General features: G+C 73.3%; 15 protein-coding genes. 8 read left to right on the forward strand and 7 right to left on the reverse strand.

The annotated features are described in order from the left end of the window. The first annotated feature begins 66 nt into the window (after window positions 1–66). Both AB0B39_RS23150 and AB0B39_RS23155 read left to right on the forward strand, forming a co-directional pair. Window positions 67–633 carry a GNAT family protein gene (locus AB0B39_RS23150; RefSeq protein WP_357490139.1) on the forward strand — a complete coding sequence of 189 codons (567 nt, stop codon included), beginning with the start codon at window positions 67–69 and terminating at the stop codon, window positions 631–633. A 133-nt stretch (window positions 634–766) separates the two neighbouring features. Further along, a complete protein-coding gene (locus AB0B39_RS23155) occupies window positions 767–1,153 on the forward strand; it encodes a DUF2267 domain-containing protein (protein WP_357490141.1) in 387 nt (128 codons plus the stop codon). A 13-nt stretch (window positions 1,154–1,166) separates the two neighbouring features. Here AB0B39_RS23155 and AB0B39_RS23160 read toward each other — a convergent pair whose 3' ends face one another. Further along, window positions 1,167–2,645, reverse strand: coding sequence for a glutamate--cysteine ligase (locus AB0B39_RS23160; protein WP_234583634.1), 1,479 nt, complete (start codon window positions 2,643–2,645; stop codon window positions 1,167–1,169). A 163-nt stretch (window positions 2,646–2,808) separates the two neighbouring features. Here AB0B39_RS23160 and AB0B39_RS23165 point away from each other — a divergent pair, with 163 nt between their 5' ends. After that, window positions 2,809–3,147, forward strand: a complete 339-nt coding sequence (locus AB0B39_RS23165; RefSeq protein ID WP_357490143.1) for a DUF3817 domain-containing protein — start codon at window positions 2,809–2,811, stop codon at window positions 3,145–3,147. Window positions 3,148–3,202: 55 nt separating this feature from the next. On the opposite strand, the gene AB0B39_RS23170 is transcribed toward AB0B39_RS23165, so the two are convergent. Both AB0B39_RS23170 and AB0B39_RS23175 read right to left on the reverse strand, forming a co-directional pair. Next, entirely contained in the window at window positions 3,203–4,063 is an 861-nt protein-coding gene (locus AB0B39_RS23170; RefSeq protein ID WP_357490144.1) for an alpha/beta hydrolase, read from the reverse strand. 67 nt (window positions 4,064–4,130) lie between these two features. After that, a complete protein-coding gene (locus AB0B39_RS23175; protein WP_357490603.1) occupies window positions 4,131–4,679 on the reverse strand; it encodes a hypothetical protein in 549 nt (182 codons plus the stop codon). Window positions 4,680–4,821: 142 nt separating this feature from the next. Here AB0B39_RS23175 and AB0B39_RS23180 point away from each other — a divergent pair, with 142 nt between their 5' ends. Genes AB0B39_RS23180 through AB0B39_RS23190 form a run of 3 tightly spaced genes read left to right on the forward strand, consistent with a single transcriptional unit; the run spans window position 4,822 to window position 8,849 of the window. Further along, on the forward strand, window positions 4,822–5,946 hold the full coding sequence (locus tag AB0B39_RS23180) for a Vms1/Ankzf1 family peptidyl-tRNA hydrolase (protein WP_357575347.1): 1,125 nt from the start codon (window positions 4,822–4,824) through the stop codon (window positions 5,944–5,946). After that, window positions 5,939–7,693, forward strand: coding sequence for a thiamine pyrophosphate-binding protein (locus tag AB0B39_RS23185; RefSeq protein ID WP_357575348.1), 1,755 nt, complete (start codon window positions 5,939–5,941; stop codon window positions 7,691–7,693). Before AB0B39_RS23180 ends, AB0B39_RS23185 begins: the two co-directional genes overlap by 8 nt. A gap of 49 nt (window positions 7,694–7,742) precedes the next feature. Next, a complete protein-coding gene (locus tag AB0B39_RS23190) occupies window positions 7,743–8,849 on the forward strand; it encodes an iron-containing redox enzyme family protein (RefSeq protein ID WP_357490148.1) in 1,107 nt (368 codons plus the stop codon). A 180-nt stretch (window positions 8,850–9,029) separates the two neighbouring features. Here AB0B39_RS23190 and AB0B39_RS23195 read toward each other — a convergent pair whose 3' ends face one another. Then, window positions 9,030–9,257, reverse strand: a complete 228-nt coding sequence (locus AB0B39_RS23195) for a CDGSH iron-sulfur domain-containing protein (RefSeq protein ID WP_234583627.1) — start codon at window positions 9,255–9,257, stop codon at window positions 9,030–9,032. Window positions 9,258–9,510: 253 nt separating this feature from the next. On the opposite strand from AB0B39_RS23195, the gene AB0B39_RS23200 reads away from it, so the two are divergent. Together AB0B39_RS23200 and AB0B39_RS23205 are read left to right on the forward strand one after the other, a co-directional pair. Continuing rightward, the gene (locus AB0B39_RS23200; protein WP_357575360.1) at window positions 9,511–10,902 is read left to right on the forward strand and encodes a hypothetical protein; all 1,392 of its coding nucleotides are present in this window, start codon (window positions 9,511–9,513) and stop codon (window positions 10,900–10,902) included. A gap of 221 nt (window positions 10,903–11,123) precedes the next feature. Continuing rightward, window positions 11,124–12,266: a SigB/SigF/SigG family RNA polymerase sigma factor gene (locus AB0B39_RS23205; RefSeq protein WP_234583626.1), complete on the forward strand. Its 1,143-nt coding sequence runs from the start codon at window positions 11,124–11,126 to the stop codon at window positions 12,264–12,266. Between the two features lie 77 nt (window positions 12,267–12,343). Here AB0B39_RS23205 and ctaD read toward each other — a convergent pair whose 3' ends face one another. From ctaD to AB0B39_RS23220, 3 genes are all read right to left on the reverse strand, one after another. Then, window positions 12,344–14,335 carry a cytochrome c oxidase subunit I gene (gene ctaD / locus AB0B39_RS23210; RefSeq protein ID WP_357575349.1) on the reverse strand — a complete coding sequence of 664 codons (1,992 nt, stop codon included), beginning with the start codon at window positions 14,333–14,335 and terminating at the stop codon, window positions 12,344–12,346. A gap of 124 nt (window positions 14,336–14,459) precedes the next feature. After that, window positions 14,460–15,188, reverse strand: coding sequence for an STAS domain-containing protein (locus AB0B39_RS23215; protein ID WP_357490151.1), 729 nt, complete (start codon window positions 15,186–15,188; stop codon window positions 14,460–14,462). 112 nt (window positions 15,189–15,300) lie between these two features. Further along, window positions 15,301–15,747 carry a DUF4383 domain-containing protein gene (locus AB0B39_RS23220; protein ID WP_234583699.1) on the reverse strand — a complete coding sequence of 149 codons (447 nt, stop codon included), beginning with the start codon at window positions 15,745–15,747 and terminating at the stop codon, window positions 15,301–15,303. Between the last annotated feature and the right edge of the window lie 5 nt (window positions 15,748–15,752).

A 15,752-nucleotide genomic window follows, 5' to 3' on the forward strand; every position in this document is an offset into this window, starting at 1 on the left:
GGCGGGGCGCTCGCCGGACGGCCGGACGCCCCCACCAGCGGAGCGCCTGCGGCTAGCGTGTCGACGATGGAGAGTGTGGACACGTCGACACCGACGACGGACGACACAGGCGTTCGGCTGCGGCCCGTGGGCGAGCCCGACCTGGCGATGCTGCGGCGGTTCTGCGTCGAGCCCGGGCTGATCGGCCTCGACTGGGCCGGCTTTCGTGACCCGGGCGCACCTGCGCGGCGCTTCGCCGTCGACGGCTGGCTGGGCGCCGACGACGGGCGGCTCGTCGTCGAGGTGGAGCAGGATCAGGCCGCCGGGATCGTCAGCTACACGTCCAGGCGGTACTCGGGGTCGGCGTCGTACTGGGAGATCGGGATCGTGCTGCTCCCCGAGTGGCGGGGGAGGGGCATCGGCTGGCGAGCCCAGGCGCTGCTCTGCGACTACCTGTTCACCCACACCCCGGCGCACCGCATCCAGGCCGGCACCCACCCGGAGAACGTCGCCGAGCAGCGGGCGCTGCAGAAGGCCGGCTTCCAGTTGGAGGGTGTCGTGCGGGCCTGCGAGTTCCGGGCCGGCGCCTGGCGCGACGGCTATCTCTACAGCCGGCTGCGCGACGATCCGCCGCCCGCGGCGCTCGCCGGCTGATTCCGGTCCACCGCCACCCAGGCGTCTCGGCACCGGACACCGCGCCACCCCGTTTGTGCCCGGCCAGCCGGGGAAACCGCCCCGTTCGCCCGGCGGGCCGCACGGCCGGCCGAGCCGACGGAAGGAGCGGGTCATGGAGTACGACCAGATGATCGCCACGGTACGCCAGCGCGCGGGCCTCGGGGAGAACGAGGCCGTACGGTCCGTACAGGCCGTCCTGTCGGTGCTCGGTGAACGGCTCGCCGGACAGGAGGCCGACCACCTGGCAGCACAGCTACCGGATCGGCTGGACACGTCGGTCACCCGCAACCCGCAGGGCCGCCGGTGGGACATCGGTGAGTTCCTCAAGCACGTCGGTGACCGGGAGCAGGTCGCGAACCCGGACCAGGTGCGTCAACACGCTCAGGCGGTGCTGCGGACCGTCGCCGAGGCCCTCAACGACGACGAGCGACAGGACCTGCTCGCCCAACTGCCGGGCGGCATCACCGACCTGTTCGGCGTGCCGACACCGCGCGGCTGACCGTCGCCCCGCTTCAGGGGATCGGCCACTCGTGCACCGGCCGGTTGCTGTGCATCAGCGTCACGTAGTGCCGGACCACCTCGCGCAGCGCCTCCGGCCGGTCCAGGTGATCGGCGGACTCCAACCGGTGCAGCGTCTCCACCTGCCAGGTCGCGCCGTTGCGGCTGGTCAGGCACCGCTGCTCGATGATGCCCAGCAGCCGGTCACGCTCGGCCGGGTCGAGGCCCCACCGGTCCAGGCCGTGGTGCGCCATCGGCAGCAGCCGGCGCAGCACCAGCTCGGTGACCGGCAGGTAACCCAGGCCGGGCCAGAAGACCTGCGCGTCGATGCCGTGCCGGGCGCAACTGGTGAAGTTCTCCTCGGCGGCGCTGAACGACATCTGTGACCACAGTGGGCGGTCCGACTCGGCCAGGGCGCGGACCAGTCCGAAGTAGAAGGCGCCATTGGCGATGGTGTCCAGCACGGTCGGCCCGGCCGGCAGCACCCGGTTCTCGACGCGCAGGTGCGGCCGGCCGCGCGACACGTCGTACACCGGGCGGTTCCAGCGGTAGATCGTGCCGTTGTGCAGCCGCAGCTCGGCCAGGTTGGGCACCTCGCCGGCCGCGAGGGTCTGCGCCGGGTCCTGCGGGTCGCACACCGGCAGCAGCGCCGGGAAGTAGCGGACGTTCTCCTCGAACAGGTCGAACACGCTGGTGATCCACCGCTCGCCGAACCACACTCTGGGGCGTACGCCCTGGGCTTTGATCTCTTCCGGCCGGGTGTCGGTGGCCTGCTGGAACAGCGGGATGCGGGTCTCGCGCCACAACTCCCTGCCGAAGAACAGCGGCGCGTTCGCGCCCAACGCCACCTGGATGCCCGCGACCACCTGGGCGGCGTTCCAGTAGTCGGCGAACTGCGCCGGGCTGACCTGCAGGTGGAACTGGGTGCTCGTGCAGGCCGCCTCCGGGGTGATCGTGTCGGCGGTGACCGCCAGGCGTTCCACCCCGCTGATGGCGATCGGCAGGTCCTCACCCCGGGCGGCGAAGATCTGCTCGTTGAGCAGCTTGTAGCGCGGGTTCGCCGAGAGCGTCTCGGCGGTCAGGTGCTCGGGGCGCAACGTCGGCAGGATGCCGATCATGACCATGTGCGCGCCGATCGCGCGCGCCTTCTCCTCCGCGGCGTTGAGGCTGGCCCGCACGTGCTCCTCGAAGTCGGCGGTGCCGGTGCCGGTCAGCCGCCGCGGCGGCACGTTGATCTCGATGTTGAACTGGCCCAGCTCCGTCTGGAAGCTCGGATCCTCGATGGCCGCCAACACGTCGGCGTTGCGCATCGCCGGGTTCGACGCCTCATCGACGAGGTTCAGCTCGATCTCCAGCCCGGTCATCGGCCGGTCGATGTCGAACCGCGACTCGCGCAACATCTCGGCGAAGACGTCCAGGCAGTTGCGCACCTTCTCGCGGTAACGCGCCCGGTCCTCCCGACTGAAGGTCCGTACGCCGACATCCTCGCCCATGGTCACCACCCTGTCACCGCTGGTCCCCCCAAACCTCGCACGGAGTCGGCGGGCGGGGGAAGACCCGAGGGTTCTTTCCTACCCAGTAGCGGGCCCCGTGACCCCTGTCGCACGCTGCGTGGTCGGCGCGGGCGCGAACGGCCGGCACCGCTAGCATTGCCGGATGCGCGAGAAGGTGACCCGGCTGTTCGTCGCGGCGGCGATCGCCGAGGCCTGCTCCTGGCTGGCCCTGCTGGTCGGGATGGCCGTCAAGTACGGCCCGCCCGGCAATGAGCTGGGCGTCAAGATCTTCGGCCCGATCCACGGCGGCCTGTTCGTCGCGTACGGGCTGCTGGTGCTCGCGGTGGCCCGGCTGCGCCGCTGGAGCCTGCCGGTGAGCGTCGTGGCGCTGGCCTGCGCCGTGCCGCCGTTCGCCACCGTGATCTTCGAGCGCTGGGCACACCGCCGGGGCCTGCTCGGCAGCGTCGACCAGCCGACCCGCGAGCCCACGCCCGTCGGCTGACCCGCCGCCGAACCCGCGCGCTGGGGCGGGAGCCACGCCGGGTGCGGGCCCCCGCTCACTCCGTCAGGAAGTCGGCGAGCAGAGCGGCGAGCGCCTCCGGCGCCTCCTCGGCCATGTGGTGACCCGAGTCGACCGACGCCGCCCGTACGTCGTCGGCCCACTCCCGCCAGATGGCCGCCGGGTCGCCGTGCAACTCCACCATGTCGTCGCGCTCGGACCAGACGAACAGGACCGGGCAGCCGATCCTGTGCCCGGCCGCCCGGTCCGCGTCGTCGGCCGCGCGATCCGGCCCGAGCCCCGCGCGGTAGTCCTCGCACATTGCGTGCACGGTCGCCGGGTCGTGGATCGCTCGGTGGTAGTCCTCGTACGCCTCCTCGCCCATCTCGGCGGGGTCACCCCCGTACCAGGCGTCCGGATCGGCGTTGATCACCCGTTCCGCCGGCTTGTCGGTCTGCCCCAGGAAGAACCAGTGCCACCAGCGAGCGGCGAACCGGGCATCGCAGGTGCGCAGCGCCTCGCCGATCGGCACCCCGTCGAGCACGCCCAGGCGACTGACCCGATCCGGGTGGTCCAGCGCGGTGCGCATCGCCGCGTACGAGCCTCGGTCGTGGCCGACCACGGCGGCGCGCTCGTGGCCCAGCGCGTCGAGCAGCGCCACCACGTCGCGGGCCATGGCCCGCTTGGCGTACGCGGAGTGGTCGGGGGTGTCGGCCAGCTTCGTCGAACGGCCGTAGCCGCGCAGGTCCGGGCAGATCACGGTGTGCCGCCGGGCGAGCAACGGCGCCACCCGGTGCCAGGTGGCGTGGGTACGGGGATGCCCGTGCAGCAGCACGACGGGCGGGCCGGAGCCGCCGTGGCGGACCCGAAGGCGTACCGGACCAACGTCGATCTCGTCGAGGGTGAAGCCGGGAAACATGCCGGTGCCGGTGCCCGCCCGTCGCGGCCCGGAAACCCTCCGCGGGAGGGGGGCCGTCCCCCGACGCTCAGGTCAGCGCGGAACAGGCCACCACACCGGCCAGCAGTAGAGCGCCGATCATCGCCTGCAACAGCAGCGGCGGCCCCAGGTGCGACCAGAGCGTCGCGGTACGCGGCGTGAGCAACTGCCCGGTGGTGAGGTTGACGATCCGCTCGATGCGCGGCGGCAACTCCGGATCCCGCTGCGGGCGCAGGGTGAGCTGCACCTGGTCGGCCGGGTGCAGCGCGCTCTGCGGCAGGTGCCCGTGCAGCTCCACCTCGCAGAGCTGACCTGCGGTGTTGCGCAGGCGCACCGGGGTGACCAGGTATTCCGGGCCCTGCTTCAGCTCCTTCCAGCGCCGCCGGGTGCCGCCGCCGCCGAACGAGAAGAGCGCGCGCAGCAGCAGGGCGGGCAGCCGGGCGAACGCCGCCGCGGCGAGCACCGCGACCAGCACCGGTTGGCCGACGCGTATCTCGCGGGTGTAGCCGTCGAGCAGGCGGACCAGCCGCCCGGTGACGATCCGCTCCGTCGGGTGCACGATCCGTCGGGTATCGAGTCCGCTGTCCATCCCCACCACCGAGAGTCCGCTTGTGTTCACTGATCGTATCGATGTCCCCGGTTGAACGACGTGAATGAAACCTGGTCACGGGCTCACGGCCACGAGGTGACATCCCGGGCGAGCAGGGTAAGCGGGGGGCCGAGCTGGAAAGGGGTCGAGCATGCAGCTGTCCTTCCTGCGCCCGCTCTACGACCGACCCGGGCCGTGGTGCTCGGTGTACCTGGACGCCTCCGCGGACACGGAGGACGCCCACCCGGCACTGGACCTGCGCTGGCGCGCACTGGAACGGCGCCTTGCCGAACAGGGGGCCGACGAGGCGAGCATCGCCGCGTTGGACCGGGTGATCCGGGGTCACGACCCGATGGTCGGGGACTACGGCCTCGCCGTCTTCGCCAGCCACGGGCGGGTGGCGCTCTCCGAGTACCTGTCCGCGCCACCGCTGCGCGACCTGGCCAGTTTCGGGCCGTTGCCGCACGTGATGCCGCTGCTCGCCCAGCGCGGCGAGCAGGTGGCCTGGGTCCGGGTCGTGGCCGACCGCACCGGCGGCGACGCGATGGCGGTCAGCGCGGGCGGGGTGCCCCGACGGGCGCACGTCGCCGGCCGGGACAGCTTCCCGCTGCGGCGCGTCCAGCCCGGCGGGTGGTCCCAGTCGCGCTACCAGCGGGCCGCCATGGAGGCGTGGCACCAGAACGCCGGCGACGTGACCGCCGCGACGGTGGAGCTGGCCGACAAGGTGGGCGCCGACGTCGTGGTGGTGGCCGGTGACGTCCGGGCCACCGGGATGATCGCCGCCCAGATGCCGGAGCGCTGGCAGGACCTGGTCGTCCGCACGGACGCCGGATCCCGGGCCGGCGGCGCCGACCAGACGATGCTGGACGACCTCACCGTGCAGACCATCGCGGAGGTCGCCGACCAGCGGATCACCGCCGCGCTGGACCGGTTCGGCGTGCAGGAGGACGTCGGCGCCGGCCTCGACGCGGTCGTCTCCGCCCTGCAACGCAACCAGGTCGACACCATGATCATCGTCGACGACCCGTCGGCCAACGGCGAGCTGTGGATCGGCCCCGAGCCGACCGAGATCGCTGTCGACCCGACTCAGCTCAGCGCGATGTCGGTCGACGACCCGCAGCGGGTACGCGCCGACGCGGCGCTGGTCCGGGCGCTGGTCGGCACCGACGCGGCGTTGACGGTGCTCGGCGCGGACGAGGCGCCCCAGCTCACCGACGGCGTCGGCGCGGTGCTGCGCTACGTCGACGAGGGCACCCCGGGGCGCGGCAATGGCTGAGCGCCGCGTCGCGGACCTGGTGGTGGAGCGGCTGCGCGCCTGGCGGGTCCCGCGCGCCTTCGGCTTTCCCGGCGCGGCGATCGCCCCGCTGGTCGAGGCGCTGGACCGCTCCGGAGGCGACCCGGCGTTCATCCCGGCCCGCCACGAGGAGACCGCCTCGTTCATGGCCACCGGGCACGCCAAGTTCACCGGCGGCATCGGGGTCTGCCTGGCCACCCAGGGGCCCAGCGCGGTGCAACTGCTCAACGGTCTCTACGACGCGAAGCTGGACAGCAAACCGGTCGTGGCGATCGTCGGCGAGGACGTCACCGGCCCCCTGGGCGGCGCGCACCAGCAGATCGGGTTGAGCCGGCTCTTCGGCGACGTGTGCAACCAGTTCGTGCAGTACGGCCGCAGCCCGGAGAGCGTGCCGGCGCTGCTGGACCAGGCGTTCCGTACCGCGGCGGCGACGCGCAGCCCGACCTGTGTGGTGCTGCCCCGGCACCTGCAGGAGGCAGTGGTGCCCGACCTGGGCACCCACGCGGTCGGCGTGATCACGGCGACTCCCGGCGAACCGCTGGCCCGGGTGCTGCCGCACGAGGTGGACCTCGACGCCGCCGCGCAGGTCCTCGGCAACGGCCGGCGCACCGCCATCCTGGTGGGGCAGGGGGGCCGGGGCGCCGCCGCCGAGATCGTCGAACTGGCCGACCGGCTCGGCGCCGGGGTGGCCACCTCGCTGCTGGGCAAGCCGGTCCTCGACGAGCGGCTGCCGTTTCACGCCGGGGTGCTGGGCGAGGTCGGCACGCCGGCCGCCGCCGAGCTGATGGGCGGCTGCGACACGCTTCTGCTGGTCGGCACCAACGACCCGTGGACCGACTACTTCCCGATGCCCGACCAGGCCCGCACCGTGCAGATCGACATCGACGGCACCCGCATCGGCAGCCGGTACCCGGCCGACGTGCCCCTGGTCGGGGACGCGGCCGAGACGCTGCGCGCGCTGCTGGCCCGGGTGCCGTCGCGGCCCCACCAGCAGTGGCGTGCCACGGTGGAGAGCGCCGTCGACCGCTGGCGGGCGACCGCCGCCGACCGGGCCGCCGCGCCCGCCGACCCGATCAACCCGCAGCTCGTGCTCCAGGAGCTCTCCACCCGGGTGCCGCAGACCGGGTCGGTAGCTGTCGACGTCGGCTCGGTCCTCTACTGGTACGCCCGGCACCTCGTCCTGCCGCCCGGGGTGAACGCGCAACTGTGCGGCACCCTCGGCTCGTTGGGCTGCGCCCTGCCGTACTCCGTGGCCGCCAAACTCGCCGCACCCGACCGGCCGGTGATCGCCCTGCTCGGCGACGGGGCCATGCAGCTCAACGGCCTCGCCGAGCTGATCACCGTGTCGCACCACTGGCAGCGGTGGGCCGACCCACGGTTGGTGGTCCTCGTGCTCAACAACCGCGACCAGAACGGCATGGGCGGCGGCCGGGCGCCGTCGTCCGACCCCACCCGCCGCCGCCCGGACGTGCCGTACGCCGGCTGGGCCCGCCTGCTCGGGCTGCACGGTGTCCGGGTGGACCGCCCGGAACTGGTCGGCGCCGCCTGGGACGAGGCGCTCGCCGCGGACCGCCCGTGCGTCCTGGAAGCGGTGGTCGACCCGGCGGTGTCGTTGGCGCCGCCGGAGCCGGCCTTCGCCGACCTGCGCGGACTGTACGCCGACGGGGAACCGGCCCGGCGGGTACGCGAGCAGGTCGAGCAGGCGGTGGCCGTCGAGGATCTCGTTTAGGCGTACCTCACCAGGGCATCAGTAGCGGCCCGACGACGCTGGAGGTCACATGCTGGAGCCCGCCGACCGCCGCTACGGTCCTGCGCCCCTGCCGCAGCCGCGCGGCCCACTGTCCGTGGCGGTGACCGACGCGCTGCGGCAGCCGCCGCACGACCTGCCTCCCGACCTGGGCGCCGACCTGGACCCGGCGGACGCGTTCAGCGACGAGGACCTGCAACTGACCCTGTTCCTCTGCTACGAGCTGCACTACCGCGGCTGGAGCGGGGTGGACGAGAGCTGGGAGTGGCAGCCCACCCTGCTGGCCCTGCGGGCCCGCGTCGAGCGGCCCTTCGAGGCGGCTCTGCGTCGGCTGGCCGGCGCCCCGGCGGTACCGGCCGGCGGTGTCGCTGCCGGGCTGGGCGAGCTGGTCGCGGCCGACGACGGGCCGCCGCTGGCCGCCACGCTCCAGCGGCACGCCGACCTCGCCCAGTTCCGCGAGTTCGTCGCCCACCGCTCCGTCTACCACCTGCGCGAGGCGGACCCGCACAGTTGGGCGCTGCCCCGGCTCGGCGGTCCCGCCAAGGCCGCCCTCGTCGAGATCCAGACCGACGAGTACGGCAACGGCCGGCTGGACCGGATGCACTCCGAGCTGTTCCGGCGCACCCTCGACCGGTTGGGTATGGACACCGGCTACGGCGCCCACCTGGACGCGGTGCCCGCGGTGACGCTGGCGACGAACAACCTGATGTCGCTGTTCGGGCTGCACCGACGGCTGCGCGGCGCGCTGCTCGGGCACCTGGCGGCCTTCGAGATGACCTCGTCCCTGCCGAACCGCCGCTACGGCAACGGCCTGCGCCGGCTCGGCCTGGACGAGGTGGCGACCCGCTTCTACGACGAGCACGTGGAGGCCGACGCGGTGCACGAGCAGATCGCCGCGCACGACCTGTGCGGCGGCCTGGTCCGTACCGAGCCGGCGCTCGCCTCGGACGTGCTCTTCGGCGCGGCGGCGGCGCTCGCGGTGGACCGGCTGTTCGCGGCGCACCTGCTGGACAGTTGGGCCGCCGGCCGCAGCTCACTGCGGTCACCCGCGCCGCCGTCCCCGCCACCAACCGTCCCGCTCGTCGGGCCGACCCCGGTGACCCCTGTCGTCCCGCTGGCGCCGAGCGTGCTGGTCTGACCCGACCCGACCCGACCCGACCCGACCCGACCCGACCTGACCCGACCCGAACCGCCGGCCGGGCGGGCGGGTCCGCCCGGTCCAGTTCCGTCCTTTGCTCTGCTTCCGCCCAGGCGACAGTGACGGACCCTTTCCGTTGCGTCGGTGGAAGCAGAGCAAAGGGGCCGAGCGAGGGTGGGTTCACCCCTCGCGGGCGACGCCCGCGCGGAAGTTGATCACCTTGTGGGTGCCGTCGCAGAACGGCTTGAGCGCCGACTTGCCGCACCGGCACAGGGCGACGGTGCCCCGGCGCGCGTCGATCCGCTCACCGTCCGGAGTGAGCAGGGCGAAGTCGCCGCGGACCAGCAGCGGGCCGTCCTCGTACGGGGTGATCGTGGCGGCGGACTCGCCGGTGTCCTCGGTGCGCATGAGCCCGGAAGTGCCCGCCCCGGCCGCGACGAAACCCGTGCGGGCGTCCGGGGTCCCTCAGGTCCGATCGTCCCCGCCGGCCCGCTCAAGCCGCCCGGAGCCGATCGTCGCCGAACGGCGTTGACCTGTGGATTGGTGCCGCCGGGTGGGTGATGCCCCGTTTGAACCCCATCGGGACGGGAAGCCGGGCCGCGTGGTGAGCGAACGAGGCAAGGTGGGCCCGGTGCACAAGGTGCACAAGGTGCACAAGGGGCTGACGGCCGACGGCGCCGGTCTGGCCGGCGACCGGGTCGTGGCCCAGGGCAGCGCCGCCCGGGTGCTGGTCGCCGCCACCGCCCGGGCGTTGCGTGGCGCGGACTGCGCCGACCTCGGGCACACCGGGCCCACGTCGCGGTTCCCGGGCGCCCCGGAGCCGGTACGCCGCGCCGCGGTGAGCCGGGCCGCCGGGCGGGTCGCCCTCACCGCCGAGCAGGTCGGTGAGGTGGACGCGGCCCGGGTCGCCCGCTGGTTCGTCGACCAGTACCCGCGCCGGAGCTACCCCGGCGTGCTCATCGGCTCGCCGCACGGTGCGGCCGCCCACCTCGCGGTGGCCCTGGGGGTGCCGTGGCTGCCCGCCGGCTTCGAGATGACCGCGCACTGGAGCGACGGCGCCGTGGACCGCCCGGAGGCGGCGCTGGAGCACGGCGGCGCGCTCGCCGAACGGCTGCTCGCCGGCAACCCCGACGTGCACCTGCGCCAGGTGCACTGCCCGGCCAGCCGAGGGCCGCTGACCGGGGCCACCGTGTCGCTGGCCGCCCGCTGGAAGGCGCTGCCGGCCGCGTACGCGCAGTTCCTGACCGACCGGCTGAGCGCGGGCGCCCCGATGCTGCTGGTCCGCGACGCGCGCACGTGGCCGGTGGTGGAGCGCGGCGCCGGGCACAGCTTCCAGGTCGGCTGCCCGGCCAGCGGGCTGGACCCGGTGGACTTCCACCCCGACAGCCACGCCCTACGGCAGGTCCTGCGCGCCGTGGGCGGGGACGCGACCCGGTGGACGCCGCCGGAGGTGTCGGCGCCGTCGGGCGACGCCGAGCACGGTGTGGACCCGGACTTCGAGCGGACCACGCGGGACTGGGCCGCGGCCCGGCAGCATCCGCTGCACCGCGTCCTGACGCCCCGGCCGGCGGCGTTGAGCGCGGGCGTGGCCGACCTGTACCGGCGGTGGCTGCGGGCCGCCGGCAAGACCGGTGACCGGTTGGTGGTGGAGTGTGGGCGGCTGCTCGATCCGTGGCAGGTGGTACGGGCGGGGCTGGTGCCGTACTGGTGTGAGAACGCCACCCGGCGCAGCGTCGACGAGGCCGAGTGGTGGCTGGCCGGCAGCGAGACGTTCAGCTCGGTGGACGTCCTGCCCGAGCCTCCCGGGATGCGCTCGCCCGCCCTGGCCGGGCTGCCGCAGTGGCTGGCCGTCGCGGGCTTCGGCCGGCGGCGGCGGGCGCTGGACCGGACCTCCGCCCGGGGCTATCCGGTGACGTCCGTGCCGACGCGCCGGGCCACCGAGGTCCTGCGCGCCCAGCCGTACGACCTGCCCGCTCCGCCCCCGCTGGGGGCCGCTGAGGCCCTGTCGGTGCTCCGCGAGAGCGGCGGCCACCAGGGGTTGCTCGTCTCCTGAGGGGAGCACGCCGAAACTTCCTCGCGAACCCGGGGTCCCGTGATTGAGTACCTACGGAGCGGGAACATCGCTGGCTGCGACGGCCTGATTGCGCCGCGTAGAGGCGTTGTCGCCCGCTGGCATCCCAGTCACTGACCCACTTTCCGGCCCGGTGCGTGGCCCGACCACGCGCACGACCGGTTTCCCGATCCGGGCGGGGGACCTTCCTGAGGGAGGCGCGGATGTTCGGACAGACGAGCACGACCACGACCACACCACCACCCACCGAGCGTGGTCTGGAGGACCTGGACGCGGCGGCGCTGGCGTACGCGGCCCGGATCGAGGGGCTGCCGCCGGAGCGGCGGGGGGAGGCGCGCGACGACCTGGTGCGCTTCGCGCTGCCGTTCGCCGGGCGACTGGCCCGCCGGTACCGGGGCCGGGGGGAGCCGCTGGAGGACCTGGAGCAGGTGGCCCGCCTCGGGCTGGTCAACGCCGTCGACCGGTACGACCCGGAACGGGGTTCGTTCACCGCGTACGCGGCGATCACCATCGTCGGGGAGATCAAACGGCACTTCCGGGACCGCACCTGGGGCGTGCACGTGCCCCGGCGGCTGCGCGACCTGATCCTGGAGGTGGGCCAGGCCACCGCCGCGCTGACCAGCGAGCTGTCCCGGGCGCCGTCGGTGGCCGAGCTGTCGGCCCGCCTGGAGACGCCGCAGGAGGAGATCCTCGCGGCGCTGGAGTCGGCGGCCGGCTACAGCCCGGCGTCACTGAACGCGCCGGTCGGCGGGGAGAGTTCCGCGGAGTTCGGTGACCTGGTCGGCGAGTCGGACAACGCGCTGGAATCGGTCGACGACCGGGTGACGGTGAGCGGCCTGCTGCACCGGCTGCCCTGGCGCGAACGCCGCATCCTCGCCATGCGCTTCTACGGCAACCAGACCCAGGCGGAGATCGCCGCCCGGTTCGGCATCTCGCAGATGCACGTCTCCCGGCTGCTGTCGCGGGCGCTGACCTGGCTGCGGCAGGCCATGCTCGCCGACGCGCCACCGCCCTGGCAGAACGGCGCCGCCGAACCGGACCCGGGCAAGACCCGCATCTCGGTGCGGCAGAACGGCGACGGGGTCGTCGTCGAGGTCGGCGGCGAGGTGGACCGGGACGGCGCGGACCAGTTGCGCCGCGCGATGCTGGAGGCCGTCAACGGCCAACCGAGCGAGGTCGTCGTCGACCTGGTCGGCGCGGGTGGCTTCGACGCCGGCGGAATCGCCGCGCTGATGGCGGGACACGAGGCGGCCGAGCGCACCGGCGTGCCGCTGCGGCTGACCCGGGTGCAGCCCGCGGTGCGTCGCTCGCTCACCGCCGCCGGCCTGGCGCCCGCCCGGGACTGACCGGCCGGCACGTACGCACACGAGGAAGGGGCCCACACCACCCGCCGGTGGTGTGGGCCCCTGGCCGGGTACGCGGGTCAGCGGTCCTCGGTCTCGCCGTCGCTGTGCGGGTGCCGCCAGCGTTCGTGCGGCTTCGGCGCGTCCTCGGCGTCCTTGGGCGCGTCACTCTCCTCGAAGCTCGGCCGGCGCACGCCTTCGGGCTCCGGCACGTCCACCGGGCGGGCGCCGGACTCCGGCGCGGGCTGGTACGCGGCCGCGTCCCGCGCGCCGTGCGCGCCTTCGGCGGCGGGTGACTCGGGCCTGTGGTGCTCCATGTGCAGCTCGTCGGCGAACTGCTGCGGCGGCTTCGTGGTGCGCTGCGAGAGGTCCCGGCCCAGGTCGGCGACGAGCGGGCCGTACTTCAGGTCGAACGCCGGACGCTCGGAGCGGATCCGTGGCATCTGGTCGAAGTTGCGCAGCGGCGGCGGGCAGCTGGTGGCCCATTCGAGGGAGTTGCCGAAGCCCCACGGGTCGTCCACCGTCACGATCGCCCCGTACCGCCAGGACTTCCACGCGTTGTAGATGAAGAACAGGGTCGACACGCCGAGGATGAACGAGAAGATCGTGGAGACGGTGTTCAGGGTGGTGAAACCGTCGGTGGGCAGGTAGTCGGCGTACCGGCGGGGCATGCCCTCGTTGCCCAGCCAGTGGTGCACCAGGAAGGTGCCGTGGAAGCCGACGAACATCGTCCAGAAGTGCGCCTTGCCGAGCCGCTCGTCGAGCAGCCGGCCCGTCATCTTCGGCCACCAGAAGTAGAAGCCGCCGAAGAGCGCGAAGACCACGGTGCCGAACACCACGTAGTGGAAGTGCGCCACCACGAAGTAGCTGTCGGTGGTGTGCCAGTCGACCGGGGGACTGGCCAGCAGCACCCCGGTGAGGCCGCCAAGCAGGAAGGTGACCAGGAAGCCGATGGCGAAGAGCATGGGCGTTTCGAAGGTGAGCTGGCCCTTCCACATGGTGCCGATCCAGTTGAAGAACTTCACGCCGGTGGGCACCGCGATCAGGTAGCTCAGGATGCTGAAGAACGGCAGCAGCACCTGGCCGGTGGCGAACATGTGGTGCGCCCAGACCGTCATGGACAGCACGGTGATCGCGATGGTGGCCAGCACCAGCCCGGTGTAGCCGAAGATCGGCTTGCGGGAGAAGACCGGGATGATCTCGGTGATGATGCCGAAGAACGGCAGCGCGATGATGTAGACCTCGGGGTGTCCGAAGAACCAGAAGAGATGCTGCCAGAGCATCGGCCCGCCGGTGGCCGCGTCGTACACGTGCGCGTTGAGTAATCGGTCCGCCGTGAGCGCGAGGAGCGCGGCGGCCAGCAGCGGGAACACCAGGATCACCAGCACGCTGGTGAACAGCATGTTCCACGTGAAGATCGGCATCCGGAACATGGTCATGCCGGGCGCGCGCAGGGTCAGGACCGTGGTGATCAGGTTGACCGCGCCGAGGATGGTGCCGAGCCCGGAGACCACCAGGCCGAGCACCCACATGTTCGCGCCCACCCCGGGGCTGTTGTCCACGTCGCTGAGCGGGCTGTACGCGGTCCAGCCGAAGTCCGCCGAGCCTCCCGGGGTGAGGAAGCCGCCGACCACCATCAGCCCGCCGAACAGGTACAGCCAGTAGGCCAGCGCGTTGAGGCGGGGGAACGACACATCCGGTGCGCCGATCTGGATCGGCACGATGAAGTTGCCGAAACCGAACGCCGCGGGCGTGGCGAACAGCAGCAGCATCACCGCGCCATGCGAGGTGAAGAGCTGGTTGTACTGCTCCGAGGACAGGAACTGCAGACCTGGGCGGGCCAGTTCGGCCCGCATCACCATCGCCTCCAGGCCGGCGAACACGAAGAAGGCGAAGGAGGTCAGCAGATACAGCAGACCGATCTGCTTGTGATCTGTCGTGGCGAGGAACTTGATCAACGAGTTGCCGGGGACCGGCGCCCGCAGGGCTCCGGGGAAGCCCCCGAAGCGGGCCGGTGCCAGGATCGCCGGGCCCCGATCGCGACCGGGTTCCGTGGTTACCCGCTTGGGCATGGTTGCTCACCCCGTCGTGACGGCAGAAAGGACGGGCGTGCCTACCCGACCCTCGCACCATGTAACCAGGCTTAAGCGGTAATTTCGGTCAGATCGCCGGTACCGGTCGAAGCCGGCCGCGCGCTCAGGTCGCCGGCAGCATCGCCCAGACGGCCTTGCCCTGACCCGCCGGCACGCTGCCCCACCGCTGAGCCAGCTCGCGGACCAGCAGCAGCCCCCGGCCACCCTCGGCCCGCAGGTCCAGGCCGGCGGGCTGCGCGGCGACCCGGCTGCCGTCCACCACGGCCAGGTGCAGGTACGGCCGGCGCAGGGTCACCGTCACCTGCATGGGGGTGCCCGCGTGCCGGACCACGTTGCCGACCAGCTCGCTGAGCACCAGCGCTGCCGGGCCCGCCGCGTCGGGCAGGTTCCACCGGGCGCACGCGTCGCCGACCAGCTCCCGGGCCCGCCGGCAGGCCCCGGCGACCGGCTCCAGCCGGGCCCGCATCCGCAGCGCCCCGGCCGCGCCGGCCACCCGGGTCGCCTCCGCGCAGTCCGGCGACACCGGCACCACCCGGCAGGTCGTCGACTCGGCCAGCCAGCGGGCGGCGGCCGGAGGCGGCGCGCACAGCACCACCGGCACGGCCGGCCACTCCTCGGCCCGCCGGGCCGTCGCCGCGAACACCGACAGCGCCAGCCGGTCCCGCACGGTCACCCGCGCGAGGTCGACCACCAGCGCCTCCGGCTGGGCGGCCAGGGCCCCGTCCAGTGCCTGGTGCACCGACCGCATCGTGCCCAGATCGAGGGCGCCGGTGAGCTGGACGACCGCCACCGGTGCGGTCTCGCGCACCTCGCAGGTGATCCGGCTGGGCATCGGCGGGCCCTCGATTCGCTGGTCGGGTCGGGATCTGCCCACTACCCGAGGCCCCGCGGCGCCAAACCGTACCGGCCGGTCTCAGGACGCGCGTCACGTCCCGACGCGCAGGTCAGCGGCGTGCCCGGCCGGTCAGCAGACCCAGCGCGATCAGGCCCAGACCGAGGCCGAGGTGCAGCCAGTCGTCAGCGACGTTGACCGGCAGGACGTTCGCACCGGTGTCGTGATCCACCGCCACGCCGTAGAGCCAGAGCACCAGGTAGACGGCGCCGCCGCCGATGAGGAACGTGCGGGCGCCGCTGGTCGTCCGCGCCAGCGCCAGGCCGGCCACCCCGAACAGCAGGTGGACGAGGTTGTGCAGCACCGACACCTGGAAGGCGCCGAACAGGAACGCGCCCGAGCCGTGCCCGGCGAACCGCAGATTGTCCGTACCGCTGGTGATCCCCGGGACGAAGCCGAGCACGCCGACCAGCAGGAAGAGCACGGACGCGGCGCTGGCCGCCCGGCGTACCGGCGGCTTGCCGTCGGCCGGGTTGGCCCGGGCCCGGGAGTGCGCCATCGGTC

The organism is Micromonospora sp. NPDC049114, from assembly GCF_040648635.1.
In the GTDB taxonomy this organism is placed as follows: Bacteria; Actinomycetota; Actinomycetes; order Mycobacteriales; family Micromonosporaceae; genus Micromonospora.

Coding starts and splice junctions, on each gene's coding strand:
- AB0B39_RS23150 (WP_357490139.1), top strand. CDS start 67: ATGGAGAGTGTGGACACGTCGACACCGACGACGGACGACACAGGCGTT.
- AB0B39_RS23155 (WP_357490141.1), top strand. CDS start 767: ATGGAGTACGACCAGATGATCGCCACGGTACGCCAGCGCGCGGGCCTC.
- AB0B39_RS23160 (WP_234583634.1), bottom strand. CDS start 2,645: ATGGGCGAGGATGTCGGCGTACGGACCTTCAGTCGGGAGGACCGGGCG.
- AB0B39_RS23165 (WP_357490143.1), top strand. CDS start 2,809: ATGCGCGAGAAGGTGACCCGGCTGTTCGTCGCGGCGGCGATCGCCGAG.
- AB0B39_RS23170 (WP_357490144.1), bottom strand. CDS start 4,063: ATGTTTCCCGGCTTCACCCTCGACGAGATCGACGTTGGTCCGGTACGC.
- AB0B39_RS23180 (WP_357575347.1), top strand. CDS start 4,822: ATGCAGCTGTCCTTCCTGCGCCCGCTCTACGACCGACCCGGGCCGTGG.
- AB0B39_RS23185 (WP_357575348.1), top strand. CDS start 5,939: ATGGCTGAGCGCCGCGTCGCGGACCTGGTGGTGGAGCGGCTGCGCGCC.
- AB0B39_RS23190 (WP_357490148.1), top strand. CDS start 7,743: ATGCTGGAGCCCGCCGACCGCCGCTACGGTCCTGCGCCCCTGCCGCAG.
- AB0B39_RS23195 (WP_234583627.1), bottom strand. CDS start 9,257: ATGCGCACCGAGGACACCGGCGAGTCCGCCGCCACGATCACCCCGTAC.
- AB0B39_RS23205 (WP_234583626.1), top strand. CDS start 11,124: ATGTTCGGACAGACGAGCACGACCACGACCACACCACCACCCACCGAG.
- ctaD (WP_357575349.1), bottom strand. CDS start 14,335: ATGCCCAAGCGGGTAACCACGGAACCCGGTCGCGATCGGGGCCCGGCG.
- AB0B39_RS23215 (WP_357490151.1), bottom strand. CDS start 15,188: ATGCCCAGCCGGATCACCTGCGAGGTGCGCGAGACCGCACCGGTGGCG.
- AB0B39_RS23220 (WP_234583699.1), bottom strand. CDS start 15,747: ATGGCGCACTCCCGGGCCCGGGCCAACCCGGCCGACGGCAAGCCGCCG.